We start from the raw sequence: 456 nt of genomic DNA on the forward strand, positions 1-456 counted from the left end.
GCCCTGGCCGGGCTATGTGGACTAACTCTGGCGTTTTTTCACCAGCAGATCCAGGAACTGCCAGAGCTTTTCATTCATCTCCCGGTAATCCCATTCGCGCATTTCCGCATTCGAGCGAATAAAACGCTTCCCTTTGGCTTCTGCCAGCTCCTGTTCAGAGTGCTGGATCAGCCCTTCCACCGCCTCGGCGGTAAATTCCATGTGGCACTGGAAGCCATAGACGAAATTGCCGTACTGCACTATCTGCCGTGGACACCCAACGCTTGCGGCAAGTACCGTTGCTTGATCGGTAAGCCCTGGCATGTCGTTGTGCCAGTGACCGACGGTGAGCGGAGATCCGAAGTGGGCAAGCAGCGGATGCTGCTTGCCTGCTTCGCTCAGGGTGATGGGATAGTGACCAATCTCTTTCTCCGGGCTCTGGCAGACTCTGGCTCCCAGCGCCTCACCAATCAGCTG

Annotated in this window: 1 pseudogene; it reads right to left on the reverse strand. The window is 56.8% G+C overall.

From position 1 onward, the window contains the following. Window positions 1–21: 21 nt before the first annotated feature. A pseudogene (locus QQZ18_RS11430) lies at window positions 22–456 on the reverse strand (hypothetical protein); the annotation flags it as partial.

The organism is Pleomorphomonas sp. T1.2MG-36, from assembly GCF_950100655.1.
In the GTDB taxonomy this organism is placed as follows: Bacteria; Pseudomonadota; Alphaproteobacteria; order Rhizobiales; family Pleomorphomonadaceae; genus Pleomorphomonas.